The 12160-nt window shown below is 72.1% G+C and carries 11 protein-coding genes; 3 read left to right on the top strand and 8 right to left on the bottom strand.

Annotated features, from left to right (window positions below; all coding sequences use genetic code 11):
- Window positions 1-2: 2 nt before the first annotated feature.
- Window positions 3-629 (bottom strand): hypothetical protein, encoded by a 627-nt coding sequence (locus QRY02_RS06335; RefSeq protein WP_285990558.1) that lies wholly within the window; start codon window positions 627-629, stop codon window positions 3-5.
- A 101-nt stretch (window positions 630-730) separates the two neighbouring features.
- Between QRY02_RS06335 and QRY02_RS06330 the strand changes: the two genes are divergently transcribed.
- Both QRY02_RS06330 and QRY02_RS06325 read left to right on the top strand, forming a co-directional pair.
- Window positions 731-1171 carry a hypothetical protein gene (locus tag QRY02_RS06330; protein WP_285990557.1) on the top strand — a complete coding sequence of 147 codons (441 nt, stop codon included), beginning with the start codon at window positions 731-733 and terminating at the stop codon, window positions 1169-1171.
- A 57-nt stretch (window positions 1172-1228) separates the two neighbouring features.
- On the top strand, window positions 1229-2182 hold the full coding sequence (locus QRY02_RS06325; RefSeq protein WP_285990556.1) for an esterase-like activity of phytase family protein: 954 nt from the start codon (window positions 1229-1231) through the stop codon (window positions 2180-2182).
- Between the two features lie 10 nt (window positions 2183-2192).
- On the opposite strand, the gene QRY02_RS06320 is transcribed toward QRY02_RS06325, so the two are convergent.
- From QRY02_RS06320 to QRY02_RS06310, 3 genes are read right to left on the bottom strand one after another with little or no spacing between them, the layout of a single operon-like run.
- Entirely contained in the window at window positions 2193-2999 is an 807-nt protein-coding gene (locus QRY02_RS06320; RefSeq protein WP_285990555.1) for a hypothetical protein, read from the bottom strand.
- Window positions 2996-3514 carry a SigE family RNA polymerase sigma factor gene (locus tag QRY02_RS06315; RefSeq protein ID WP_285990554.1) on the bottom strand — a complete coding sequence of 173 codons (519 nt, stop codon included), beginning with the start codon at window positions 3512-3514 and terminating at the stop codon, window positions 2996-2998. The genes QRY02_RS06320 and QRY02_RS06315 overlap by 4 nt, the downstream gene beginning before the upstream one ends.
- A 34-nt stretch (window positions 3515-3548) precedes the next feature.
- Complete coding sequence (locus QRY02_RS06310) at window positions 3549-4721, bottom strand: TetR/AcrR family transcriptional regulator (RefSeq protein WP_285993776.1); 1173 nt, start codon at window positions 4719-4721, stop codon at window positions 3549-3551.
- A gap of 170 nt (window positions 4722-4891) precedes the next feature.
- Here QRY02_RS06310 and QRY02_RS06305 point away from each other — a divergent pair, with 170 nt between their 5' ends.
- Window positions 4892-6073: an oxygenase MpaB family protein gene (locus QRY02_RS06305; RefSeq protein ID WP_285990553.1), complete on the top strand. Its 1182-nt coding sequence runs from the start codon at window positions 4892-4894 to the stop codon at window positions 6071-6073.
- A 21-nt stretch (window positions 6074-6094) separates the two neighbouring features.
- Here the strand turns inward: QRY02_RS06305 and QRY02_RS06300 are convergent, their stop codons facing one another.
- The 4 genes from QRY02_RS06300 to QRY02_RS06285 all read right to left on the bottom strand — a co-directional run bounded on the left by QRY02_RS06300 (window position 6095) and on the right by QRY02_RS06285 (window position 12151).
- A complete protein-coding gene (locus tag QRY02_RS06300; protein WP_285990552.1) occupies window positions 6095-7939 on the bottom strand; it encodes an RICIN domain-containing protein in 1845 nt (614 codons plus the stop codon).
- A 266-nt stretch (window positions 7940-8205) separates the two neighbouring features.
- Complete coding sequence (locus QRY02_RS06295) at window positions 8206-9648, bottom strand: arabinofuranosidase catalytic domain-containing protein (protein WP_285990551.1); 1443 nt, start codon at window positions 9646-9648, stop codon at window positions 8206-8208.
- Between the two features lie 96 nt (window positions 9649-9744).
- A complete protein-coding gene (locus QRY02_RS06290) occupies window positions 9745-10773 on the bottom strand; it encodes a LacI family DNA-binding transcriptional regulator (protein WP_285990550.1) in 1029 nt (342 codons plus the stop codon).
- 4 nt (window positions 10774-10777) lie between these two features.
- A complete protein-coding gene (locus tag QRY02_RS06285; RefSeq protein WP_285990549.1) occupies window positions 10778-12151 on the bottom strand; it encodes an RICIN domain-containing protein in 1374 nt (457 codons plus the stop codon).
- Between the last annotated feature and the right edge of the window lie 9 nt (window positions 12152-12160).

Below are 12160 nucleotides of genomic sequence, written 5' to 3'. Positions count from 1 at the left end.
GCTCAGGCCGGCCGGTCACCACTGCGGGCGCGCCGGAGCTTGACCGGCTGGAAGCCCTTCCACTCCTCGATGGTGACTTCCGTCATCACGTACCCCGCGGGAACGTGCTCCCGGATGTGGCCGCCCGGCCCGTACACGTGGATCGTGAGCAAGACCTCGCAGGCCTCGCTCGCGAGGTGGAACCGCTCGACAGGGACGAACCCGCAGCCCGCCTCGAGAGCAGCCCCGCGGAGCTTCTCGAGCACTTCGGCTTCGGTGCCGGGGCGCAGGGTCTGCACGGTCACCCCGGGGAGGAACGAGATGACGTAGTACTTTTGCCTCAGCTCGCGGATGACGTGGCCGTCGCGGGCGCCGATCCGGTCCGCGAGCTCGAAGTACCGGCGGAACCGGCGGCGGGCGATGAGGTCCAGCATGGAGAAGAAGGCCGCCCACGCCAGGACGGGCGCGATCAGGAACGCCCAGAACCCGCTCCGCCAGTCTCCGGTCGCGAGGGGCAGCCCGACGGCGCTCGAGACGAAGAACAGCAGCACCCAGCAGCAGCAACCACGCATGCAGCCCCTCTCACCCCCACGCAGGTTAACGCCGATCGGCCGCCCGGTCACCGCGATCCGGCCGGTGCCGCCGGACATCGGCCGAAAGGACGAGCCCGCGGCGGCCGAACCGCCCCTTCGGCCGAGGTGACCCGCCCCTTCCCTCCCCTAGCTTGATCGTCAGGCGGGGAGGAGGGACCATGAAGTTCACCGCCAAGCGAGTCGTCGTTTCCGCGGCCGTGGCCGGGGTGGCCGTGGCCGCCGTCGGGGCCACCGTCATCGCCACCGCCGCGGATCCCGTCTCGCCCGAAGTCACCGGCTCGACCCCGGCCGATGCCGGCCACGAGAACGAAGGCAAGTACACCGCCGGGGACTACGTGCTCACCGTGCACGAACTCGACGACGACGGCGAAGGCACGAGCACCGCCATCGGACCGCACACCACCTACTACTCGAAGACCTTGCACGGCAATGGAAACCGGCAGCACACGGTCGTCAAGTTCTCGGCCGGGCCGGACGCCGACGGGCCGATCGTCTTCAGCTACCCCGTTCCCGCGCCCGGCCGGGCGCTCGGCTGCGTGGCCTCCGGGACCGAGGCCGCGCCACAGGTGCGGTGCGAGACCGAGTTGCCCGCGAGGTGATCGACTCGGTACAGTCCGGAGCACGCCGCGTTGCCCCGTCGACCCCAGGAGCACGACGTGCGTACTCTCCTCTGCCTCGCCGCTGTCCTTCTCTCCGTGCCCACCGGCAGCGCACAAGCCGCCACGACGCAGAAGTGGCCCGGTGATCCCGCCGTCTCGGTCGCCGATCCCGCGGGGGTGCTCGGCGACAACGTCAGCGGGCTTTCCTTCGACGGCACCGATGTGTTGTGGGCGGTCAAGAACGGCCCGGGCACGCTCTACCGGCTCCTCCGCGACGGCAGCACCTGGCGGCCCATCGACAACTGGGAGCTGCGCTACCGGGACGGCAGCGGCGACCCGGACGCCGAAGGGGTCGTCGTCACGCCCGATGGCGTGTTCGCCGCGACCGAGCGCGACAACGACGGAGACGGCAGCCTGCTGAAAGTGCTGCGGTACGACACCGGATCGACAGCGAGCGAACTCGACGCGTCCGCGGAATGGGACCTCACCGGCGACCTGCCCGCCGTCGACGACAACGGCGGTTTCGAAGGCATCACCTGGATCCCGGACACCTTCCTGACCGCCGGCGGCTTCCGCGACGACCACACCAAGGCGCCCTACGACCCGGCCGCCTACGCCGGCCACGGGACCGGCCTCTACTTCCTGGGCCTCGAAGACGAAGGCCGGATCCACGCCTACGCCCTCGACCAGGCCGGCGGCGGGTTCACCCGGGTGGCGTCGTTCTCGGCCGGCTTCCCGAAGGTCATGGAGCTGGAGTTCGACCCGGCGACCGGCAGCCTCTGGTCGGTCTGCGACGACACCTGCTCCGGCAAATCGGCGACGCTGAAGCTCTCCGGCGGCAAGTTCACCGTGACCGCGACCTACGCGCGGCCGTCGAAGATGCCGAACTACAACAACGAAGGGTTCGCGATCGCCCCGGCCTGCGGCGCCGGACACCGCGCGGTCGTGTGGTCCGACGACGGCGACGACGGCGGCCACGCCCTGCGCACGGGGACGCTGCCCTGCGGCTGAAACCCCGGCGTCAGCCGCCGTGGCCCGGGCCGGTGTTCGCCTCCGCGACCTCGGTGAACCCGGCCGGGATCTGCGGGGTGTTGACCGTCTTCACCAGGTCGGGCGTCCGGGGCAGGAACGCGAGGTCACTGGCGGTCTTCCGGCCGTCCGCGTCCGTCGTGACCCGGTACACCGGCAGGTAGGTGGTGGCGTCGACCCACAGCTCCCCCGCGGGGTGGCCGAGCTTGATCACCTGGTGTCCCCGGTACTCGCCCGACCCGACGATCTCCTGCTCGCCGGTGATCGACTTCTTGATCCGGTCGGCGAAGCTCGTCTTCGGCGCCAGCTCGCCCGCCACGTAGCCGGGCAGCTTCGTGTCTTCGGTCGAAAACGTCCGGTCCTTGTGGTTCACCGTCGTGTCCCGCAAGTGCGCGGCGTGGTCGATCACGGGCGAGCTGTCCCACGCCTCGATCCGGGTGGCGCCGGTGCCGTAGACCCAGTACTGGCTCATCGTGACCTGGTCCTGGTACCAGACCGTGCCTTCGTCGTGGTCGACGCTCCGGTAGACGTACCCCGGGCCGCCGTCCAGCGCGGCCGAAACCCGCTCGACGACGTAGGCGGCGTTCCGGACCTCCGGGACGCCGGTGGGCACGCTCGCGAGGGTGGCGGCCACCACCACCGCCAGCACGCCGGTCCCGACCGCGCCGCGGGTGACCAGGGTGCGCCGCCGCGCCCGGCGGGCCCGCCCGAGGACGACGTCGGGGTCGGTCCGGAAGGTTTCGCCGTCGACGGCCCGCCGGAGGTCTTCGCGAAGCCGGTTCTCCTGTTCGGTGTTCACAGCTTGGTCCCCGTCCGGTCGAAGAAGGATTTGAGGCCGGCCAGTGCCCGGGAGCTCTGGCTCTTCACGGTGCCCGTCGAGCAGCCGAGGACCGCCGCCGTCTCGCGCTCGGACAGGCCCTCCAGGTAGCGCAGCACCACCGTCGCGCGCTGCCGCAACGGCAACGTCAGCAGCGCCTGCCGGAGGCCGTCGCGCCGGATCACGTCGTCGGACGGGTCGGCCACCGTGGGCTCGTCGGCGAACTCCGCGACCGGCACCGAGCGCTCCCGCCGCCGCCACCGCCCGCGCACCTCGTTGAGCAGGATGCGCCGGACGTAGGCCTCCGGGCTGTCGGCCTGCCGCACCCGCCGCCAGTGCTGGTAGGCCTTGACCAGCGTGTCCTGGACCACGTCGTCGGCCAGGTGCCGGTCACCGCAGAGCAGGTACGCGCTCTGGTGCAGCGGCGTTCCCCGGCTGCGCACGAACTCGCGGAACTCCGCGTCGCGGCCGGTCCCGGCGTCCTCTGTCTGCTTCACACTGAGGTAGATGTGATCATGCGCCGGAAAGTTGTCAGCCGGCCGGAGATCGCAGCCCGAGGGCGCTCACGAGCAACGCGGCCACCGCGGCGCGGTGCTCCGGGCGGTCCGCCCACCGCAGCCGGCGACCGGCCTCGACCACCACGCCGAAGCCCGCGTGCACCAGCACCCGGGCCTGGCGGGCGTCGAGTTCCGGGCGGGCTTCGCGCAGGTGCTGCTCCCACACGGCGATGTGCTCGCGCTGCGCCGCGACCAGCGGGCGGCGCAGGCCGGCGGGCAGGCCGGCGATTTCCGCGTTGGCCACGCTGTTGAGGGCACTGTGCTCGAAGCTGTACGCCACGTACGTCGCCGTCAGCGCGCTCAAGGCGCCGTGCGGATCGGTCGTCCCGCGCAGGTTGTGCTCGACCGCCTGGGCCAGCAGCCCCGCGGCTTGCAGGCAGGCCGCCGCCAGGATGTCGGCCTTGCCCGGGAAGTACCGGTAGAGCGCGGACGGCACCAGCCCCACCGCCTCGGCGATCCGGCCGTTCGTCACGGTGGCGAACCCGTCCCGTTCGAACAGCGGGACGGCGGCCGCGAGGATCTCCGCACGCCGGGTCCGGGGCACCGGCGGGGCCGGGATCTCGACGAACGGCGCGGGCGCCGCCGCGGGGTCGGTAGCGGCCACGCGCAGGGCCGCTGCCTGCAGCAACTCCCCCGTCCGGCGTTGGGCAAGCGCGTTGTGGTGCGTCGTGACGGACCCGATGGCCCCCAGCGCCGCCACGGCCCGCAGGTGCTCGCCGGGCCACGGGTGCTCGCGCCGCACCGCCTCCGCCACGCGCTCGACGACCTGCGCGAACTTCCCCGCGAGCAGCCGGCGGTCTTCGCGCTCGAGGTACCGGGCCTCCCACCGGTACACGCCCCCGGTTTCCCGGTGGGCGACGGTCACCCGGGTGACGGCGGCGAAGATCTCCGCGAGGGCCGCGTCCGGGGCCACCTCGGCCAGCGCGGCGACGAGCCGGTCCGCCATGACGTTCGCGCACTCGGCGAACAGCGCGTACTTGTTCGGGAAGTGCCGGTACAGGGCGGCCGCGGTGATGCCCACGCGCGCCGCGATCTCCTCCATGGACGCCGCGTGGTAGCCGCGCTCGCTGAACACCGCGGCCCCCGCCTCGACGATGAGCTGCCGCCGGTTGCGGGGCCGGACGGCCGCGGCCGGCTGGGCGGTCACCGCGGCCGCCGGGGAGAGGTGCGCGGGGCCATGCGTGTCAGTCAACCACAGGCCGGCCGGCTCTTGCCGACCCGCGAATCACCTTCTATGTTAATGAGGAATCTCCCCTCAAGCACCGCTCATACCGCACTCTGAACGGGTACTGCCTACCAAGGAAGCTAGGTAAGTAAATGAGCAATCTCAGCAGGAGGAACGCTCTTTCGCTCGGCGTCGCGCTGGGCCTGGCGGGCGCGGCGAGCGTCGTCCCGGCCTGGGCCTCGGCGGCCGGGGCCGACCCGTGGTGGGTCTGGGACGACGAGGTGGACAGCCTGATGGCGGGGCTCGTCGACGGCGGCCGGGTCCCCGCGGTCAACACCGCCCTGCGGTCGTGGGTGGACAACGCCGACCCGCTGCCCGCCGGCCTGCCCGCCGACCTCGCCGCCTGGCTCCAGCGCGTCAACCGGCTGCCCTCCTGGGCCGATCCCGCCAAGCTGCGCCGCGCCGCGGACTTCAACCGGCGCAAGGACACCTACCTGTTCGTGCTCTACGGCCTCGGCAGCGGGATCATGAGCACGGTGATCCCGCGGGAGGCCCGGTCGGTCTACTGGTCCGCGGGCGGCGCCGCCATGCAGGACCGCGCGGCCAAGACGTTCACCTTCGGCTACGACCTGAGCGAGGCGCACGCGTTCGAGCCCTCGGGCCAGTTCGTGGTCACGGCCAACAAGACGCGCCTGGTGCACGCCGCGGTGCGGCACCTGCTGCCGCAGTCACCGCACTGGCGGGCGGTCGCCGACGAGCGGGTGCCGATCAGCAACGGCGACATCCTGGTCACCTTCCACAGCCTCGGCACCTTCGTGCACCGGAAGCTGCGGGAGTGGCACGTCCCGATGTCCGCCGCGGACGAGGACGCCTTCCTGCACCAGTGGCAGGTCGCCATCCACCTGCTCGGCGTCCGGGACGAGTTCATCCCGAAGACGTGGGCCGAGGCGGACGCGCAGTCGGCCCAAGTCCTCACGCCCCTGCTCGCCCCGACACCCGAGGGCAAGGAGCTGGCCGCGGACCTGCTCGGGCTGACCGCCCAGATCGACTTGGGCGTCACCCGCGGCTTCCTGAACGAGTTCGTGCGGTACGTCCTCAGCAACGAAGTCGGTGACTGGCTCGGCCTGCCGCGCGACTACGCGGCGGCCACCCTGATCCGCACCGGGTGGCCCGCCTACATCGCCTTCCGGGAAGGCCTGCTGCCCATCGCCCCCGCGGGCTTCTACCTCTTCGACCAGTTCATCCGCGCCCTCGCCATGCTGTTCCTCAACAAGGGCACTTCCCCGACGACCACGCCCATCACGATCCCCACCGGCAACCGGCCCGGCGCCTGAAAGAACGCCGGGCCGGACGGATCAGGCCGGTCCCCGGCCCCACAGCCGCCAGGTCTGGTTGAGCGGGCTGTTCTGGGTGACCGGCTTGCACGTCCACTGGATGACCTGGGCGCGCGCGGCCGTGGAGACGCCGTTGACGTCGACGCACTTGCCGCTGTGCCGGGCGACGAGCTGGTAGTCGTGGGAGTCGTTGCCGCCGTAGGTCACCCGCCGCGGCGAGAACTGCTGGTTCGTCGCGCCGTCGGCGCAGGTGCGCTGCTGGACGGCGGCACCGTCGTCGGCCGAGGCGCCGGCGACTTCGAGGCACTTGCCGCTCTGCTGGTTGACGACGGTGTACGCGCCCGCGGCGCCGGGCACCGGCCGGAAGTTCCACAGCTGCTGGCCGCCGCCCTCGCAGACGTCCTGCTGCTGCCGGTTGCCGTCGGCGGTGCTCAGGTCGGTGTTGTCCAGGCACTGCTGGGAATGCTGCGCGACGGCGACGGACTGGAAGCCGCCGTCCGACGGCGGCAGCAGGGTGATGCTCAACGCGTCGTCGACCGTGGTGTGCGGAAGGTTCACGGTCAGGGCGTTGCCGGACACGGCGGCCACGGAGTCCTGGATGGTGACCGGGCTCTGCACCGCGGCCCCGCCGTTGTACGGGATGCGCTGGACGATCACCCGCACCTGGTTGTTCTGGACGACGCCGGAGGTGGTGTCCAGGCGCTGCAGGCCGACCGCGACGTTCCCCGTCGTCCGGCCGCCGCCGACCAGGACCTTGGCGGTCCCGGCCGCCTTCGTGGCGAACGCGTCGTAGGACGCGCTGGCCCGCGTGGCCACGAGCTGGCCGGTCTGCGAGCCGTAGAAGCGGTAGGCCCACCACTCGCCCTTGGGCTGGTACCGGCCCGCGGAGTTGCGGACGAGCAGGTTGCCGAGGTCGTTGTGCAGGTTCCCGCCACTGGCCCAGTTGGCGCGCAGCCCGTCGGCGCCGGCCCGTTCGAGCCGGGTGATGTACCAGGCGCCGTCACCGGGGTTCTGCTCGTTCGACGCCCCGTACTCGTTGATCTGGTAGGGCCGCGGGTGCGGGATGCCGCGCGAGCCGAGTGACGCGTCGGCCGCGGCGACGTTCGCCACCGGGTCGCCCGGCAGGGAGTGCCAGCTGACGATGTCCGGCACCGTGCCGGAGCCGCGGACGAAGTCGAGGTACTGCGTCCACCAGCTCCCCGAGGTCGACGGGACGCCGGCCAGGCTGGGGCCGACGATCGCCTGCGCCGGGAAGGCCGCCCGGATGCGCTGGTAGGCGCGCTGCCACATGGCGAAGTACTGGCTCTGCGGCCGGTTCCAGAACAGCGAGATGTTGGGCTCGTTCCAGATGTCCCACTCCACCGGGGCACCCGTCGCCCGGACGTCGCCGATCAGGCGGGTGAGGAAGTTGTCGTAGTCGGTCCAGTCGCCGTTGTCGCCGGGGAACCGGGAAATCGGGTAGCCGTCGGCGCCCCAGAGGTCGTGCACGAGCAGGACGAACTGCCCGCCGAGCGAGCGGGTGCGCAGGAGCTGGGCACGGGTGGCGTTCCACCGCCGGTCGTACCGGCCCGAGACCCAGCCGCCCGGGCTGTCCAGCTGCGCTCCCCCGGCCCGCATCGCCTGGAAGTTCACGTCCCGGAAGAAGTGGTCGGGCGGCCCCGACGCGTTCTCGGTCATGCCGTAGATCCACCCGGAAGCCCGGTACGCGGGTGCGCCGCCCGCCGCGGAGAAGTCGACCGAGATCGACTCGTCCGCGGCCTGGGCCGGCCCGGGGAGGGCCACGGCGGAGGCACCGGTCAGTGCTCCGGTGATCAGGAGGGCGGCCAGGCCACGGCGGACGCGGGGCCGCTGACGCGAGGTGTCCACGGACAGCTCCTTTGGCGGTGGACGTGCGGGGGACGATCCCGGGTTATCGAACCGGTTCGACCACCAAGGAACGTACGCCGCAGGCAATTCACCGACAATCGGCCAAATGGAGGCGAACCGGTTCGCCTGAGCTGGTTGGCCCTCGGAGGGCAGTGAACGACTCATTCCCGGCGTCGGAGGTCAGGAGGGCGTCGTTCAAGACGCCGCAGAAAGGGCTTCCCTCGCGCCACCCCGCGAGGAAAGCCCTTTCGCCTACCGCGACCGGCTCAGCGGTAGCCGGCGGCCACCACGTTCGCCTGCACCGCGTTCTCGGTCGCGTCCGACGGGTAGCCGGCGACCATCGCGCCTTCGTAGAACGTCCCCGCGCTCAGGTTCGCCCCGCCGCCGGGTTTGCAGCAGTCGCCGCCGCTGCCCAGGATGATCGCGCCCTGCTTCTTCATCGGGCTGTAGCCGCCGGGGAGGTTGCCGTCCCACATCGTCGTGAGGCTGCCCGACTGGGCGTTGCTGCCCTTGAGCGCGAACCGGGAGGTGCCGTTGTTCTTCAGCATCGCCGTGACGAACTTGCTGGGCAGCGCCCGCTGGTTCGGGTTCCACTGCTGGCTGCCGCCCGGGTACAGCCCCCACTCGAGGTCGGCCTGCACCCACGGGCCCGAGCCCTGGCAGCCGCCGAACCAGCACTCCGTGCCGAAGTTGATCGCGTCCATCGCACCGGCCGCGTCGGCCTTCCGGGTCGTTTCGCTGTTGCCGTAGTCGAAGCAGCAGCCGCTGTTGACGTGCGTCCCGCTGGTCACCATGTACATGCCCTCGGGAGCGCTGCCGGTCGGTACCCCGGTCGAGTGGCCGTCGCGCCAGTAGCTGTTGCCGGGGTTGATGTACAGCGAGTACGCCTTCGCGCCGCCGACCGTGAGCGACTCCGACGTGGCCTTCGCCGGACTGCTCTGGTTGGACCCCGGGACCACGGTCGATCCCTGGTACCACAGGTCGTTCCCGCGTCCGGACTGGTCGTAGACCACGGTGATGACGCAGGACGTGCCGGTGCAGAAGGAATCCTGGGCGGCCGCGTCGGCGGTGCCGCCCGCCGCCCGGACACCGATGTTCCGGGTCGTGTTGTCGGACGAGCGCCGGACCTGGTACAGGTTGCCGGCGTAGGTGCCGTAGAGCGCCCGGGCCGTGCTGTGCGCGGCGACGCACGGCGTGCCGCCGGAGGCGTAGATGTCGCACGGCGCCGTGCCGGAGGGGTCCGGCGGGGTCGTCCCGGTGCTCCACTGCTGGTTGCTGCGGCCGTGGCAGGTCCACAGGACGACCGCGGTGCCGTTGGCCGTGCCGGCGCCGGTCACGTCCAGGCACAGCCCCGACTGGACGCCGCTGACCGTGCCGTCGGCGTTCTGCCGCCACTGCTGGTTCGCCCCGCCGTGGCACGCCCAGATGATGGCGGCCGTGCCGGGCGCCGTCCCGCCACCGGAGGCGTCCACGCACCGCGTGCCGTTCATCGTCCGCAGCTCACCCGCCGCGGTGAACTCGTACGCCTGCCCGGCCGCGCCGGTGCAGTCCTGGATCTCCAGCGTCGCTCCCTGGGTGTCGGCGCCACCCTTGACGTTCAGGCACCGCCCCGACGCCGCGCTCACCAGGGGCGCCGGCGCGGCCGAAGCCGGTATCGCCCCGGCCAGCGCCGTCACCACCATCGCGGCCACCACCACCAACACGCGCACGATTCCTCCTCGTCTCTGTTACAACCGGGGCTTCGCCCCGGGGCGGGGCTCCGCCACCCGCACCCCCGAAGCGATTGCCGACAGACAGCAGCAGCGTCACGCCGACTTGCGCGGCACCAGCTCGGTGTCGAGCACCGTGCTCCGGCGCGGGGCCGCGCCGTCGATCATCGCCAGCAGTTCGGCGGTCATCCGGGCCCCCATCTCCTCGACCGGCTGGCGCACGGTGGTGAGCGGCGGGTCCGTCCAGCAGCTGATCGGCAGGTCGTCGAACCCGACGACGGCGACGTCCTCGGGCACCTTCCGGCCCGCGCGGCGGAGGGCGCGCAACGCCCCGACCGCCATCATGTCCGAGGCCGCGAAGATCCCGTCGACGTCCGGACGGCGGCTGAGCAGCCGGGCCGCCGCGTACTCGCCGGACGCCTGCCCGAAGTCGCCGCACACCACGAGGCTCTCGTCGTACCGGCCGGCCCGGGTCATCGCCTGCCGGTACCCGAGCAGCCGGTCCGCCCCCGCGGTCATGTCCTGCGGCCCGGCGACGGTCGCCACGACCTGGCGGCCGCCGTCGAGCAGCCGCTGGGTCGCCAGCCGCGCCCCGCCCTGGTTGTCGGCGTCGACGTACGGCTGCCGGCCCGCGCGGCCGGCCTGGACCGGCCGCCCGCCGAACACCACCGGGATGCCGAGCCAGTCCAGGTCGAGCGGGCGGCGGCCGTGCATGCCGACGACGAGCGCGCCGTCGACGTGCCCGCCGTCGAGGTACCGCACCACCGGCGACTGGTAGTCGTCGGTGGCCGGCACGGTGAGCAGCACGAGCTGCACCCCCACCGCGGTCAGCTCCCGGCCGACCCCCGCGGCGATCCGCGGGAAGTACGGGTCGGTGAACAACCGCGGCACTTCCTCGCAGACCACCAAGGCGATCGAGCCGGTGTGCCGCGCACTGCTCGCCTTCGCCGCCCGCTGCCGGGCGTAGCCCAGCGCCTGCATCGCGGATTCCACCTGCTTGCGGCGTTCCGGGCTCACCCTGGGGAAGCCGTTGAGCACGCGGGAGGCCGTGGCGATGGACACCCCGGCCGCCCGCGCGACGTCGGCCAGGGTGGGCCGGAACCCCGACGGTTCGACGATGGACACGGGCTCAGGCGCGCTGGAGCTGGAACCGCTGGTTGGGGTTCCCGGTGAACGTCCACTGCGAGATCCGCGCGCCGTCGGCGGTCGAAACTCCCCAGACGTCCATCGCGAGGCCGCTCAACCGGTTCACCAGGCTCACCGCGCCGCTGCCCTGGTCGACCACCCGCCACTGCTGGGCAGTGGAGTTGGTGTCGGCCTGCTGGCTGATGTCCGCGCCGCTGTTGGCGTTCGCCGCCTGGAGCACGAGTCCGCTGTTGCGGGCCCGGACCCGGTAGTAGCCGTCACCGGAATCGACGAAGTCGAACTGCTGGCTGAGGCCGCCGTTGGCCGACTCCTGCTCGATGAGCGCTCCGGCCGCCGTCGACGCGCCGGTGATCCCCACGAGCTTGCTGCTGTGCTGGGCCGCCAGCTTGTAGTTCACGCCGGTCTGGACCGGCGGGTTCGGCGGCTGGGTGGTGGAGTCGAACTGCGTGATGAACTTCCACACCTCACCGGAGGTCCAGGTCTGCCAGCCGCTGCCGCCACCGTCCCGCGGGCCCGGGTCGTGCCCGCCGTCGAAGGCGGCCCAGACGACCGGGTACCCGGCCCGGCAGCCGGAGTAGGCGGTGACGATGTGGGTGCGGCTGCCACTGGCGGGCTCCGGCGGGTTCTGCGGGGTGCAGCCGTTGTTCCGGACGAACTGGTCGCGCAGCTGGCGACCGGAGGAGATGGGCAGGACGTTGTCGCCGATGCCGTGCATGCCGATGTAGGCGACCGGCTGGGTGCCGCCGCTGCAGCCGCTGAGGTTCGCGCCGGAGTAGACGGCGACCGCGCGGAACACCGTGGGCCGGGCGCAGGCGAGGGCGTAGCTCATGGCGGCGCCGTAGCTGAAGCCGCCGGCGAAGACCTGCGAAGTGTCGACGCACAGGGCGCCCTCGAGCTGCCGCAGCAGGTCGTCGATGAAGGTGACGTCCTGGCCGCCGGGGTTGGCCCAGCCGTTGCCGTTGCCCTGCGGTGCCACGAAGATCGTGTTGTTGCCCGCGCTGTCGGCCAGCCGGCGGAGCCCGTAGTAGGACCAGTTGTAGCCGTCGGTCCCGCCCGAGTCGACGTCGTTCATCGTCCCGCCCCGCCAGTGCAGGCCGACGAACAGCCGGTAGGGGTGGTTGTTGTCGTAGTTCGCCGGGACCCGCAGGATGTAGCTGCGGTTCTGGCCGCCGCTGGAGATCGTGTGGTTGCCGCTCGCCAGCCCGGGTGCCTTCCCGCACCCCGCGGTTCCGGCGGCCGCGGTGGCCGCGGCGGCCTGCCGGTCCGCGCCGGCGCTGGCGGCCTGCGCGGTTCCGCCGGCCAGTAAGGCGAGCACGGCTCCGATCACGGCGGAGGCGAACAGGGATCTCTTCACCATCACAGGGGC

Origin of the sequence: Amycolatopsis sp. DG1A-15b (assembly GCF_030285645.1) — a bacterium.
In the GTDB taxonomy this organism is placed as follows: domain Bacteria; phylum Actinomycetota; class Actinomycetes; order Mycobacteriales; family Pseudonocardiaceae; genus Amycolatopsis.
This window is presented reverse-complemented; position numbering and strand designations above follow the sequence as displayed.